This is a genomic window from Bradyrhizobium cenepequi, assembly GCF_020329485.1.
Lineage (GTDB): Bacteria > Pseudomonadota > Alphaproteobacteria > Rhizobiales > Xanthobacteraceae > Bradyrhizobium > Bradyrhizobium cenepequi.
Genome location: NZ_JAGKJI010000173.1, coordinates 1 through 750 on the forward strand (window position 1 = coordinate 1; position 750 = coordinate 750).

A 750-nucleotide genomic window follows, 5' to 3' on the forward strand; every position below is an offset into this window, starting at 1 on the left:
TTGGCGACGCTCGACTGCGCGACTTCAAACCCAAGCTTGAGCAGTTCGCCGTGGATGCGCGGCGCGCCCCACAGCGGATTTTCGACGCTGATCCGCCGGATCAACGCGCGCAGCTCGGTTTCGATCGGCGGTCGCCCTCCCAAAGATCGTGACTTCCAGCGCCAATAGCAGCGAAAGCCGGAGCGGTGCCAGTGGATGAGCGTCTCGGGACAGATGATGGCAAGAACCTGAAGGATCGACGGAAAGCAGCGGTACAGCTGAATGAAGAACCAGCGATCATTGTTCGTAAGCCGGACGCGGCCCCGGAGCCTGCGCCGCAAAACAATCGACTGATGCCGAAGCACCGCGTTCTCAGCCTCCAGTCTCATCTTCGACTTGAATGGCGCGGCCAACGCGGTCAGCACGAAACACAGAAGCCCGATCATTCCGCCAGCTTAGGTGATTCCGTCACGTCATCAACTCGGATAAGGTTTTCGGTACACACACACCGGGGGCCGTCGCTGGATGCGTACGCTCCCACGCCGCATCGCTCAAAACCAACCGATCCATCACACCCGAGACTGCTTCCCCAAAAGCAGCCTTGAATCTGATTTGCTCCAAAAAGGGAGCCCTCAGAGTCCACACCACCTAGAGCGCAAGAGGTGTGAGCTGTGGCTTCTTGTTCAATTGCTGCGACCGCGGCGCTCCCAGAGGGCGGTATAAAGCCTACAAAAGGCACATCCAAGAAATGGTCGTCCTTTGGACGCACTT

The 750-nt window shown here is 58.5% G+C and carries 1 protein-coding gene; it reads right to left on the reverse strand.

Annotation, left to right across the window (positions count from 1 at the left end):
- Nucleotides 1-425: hypothetical protein (locus tag J6497_RS40760; RefSeq protein WP_225709761.1), on the reverse strand; the 425-nt coding region annotated here is incomplete at its 3' end.
- Nucleotides 426-750 lie beyond the last annotated feature (325 nt).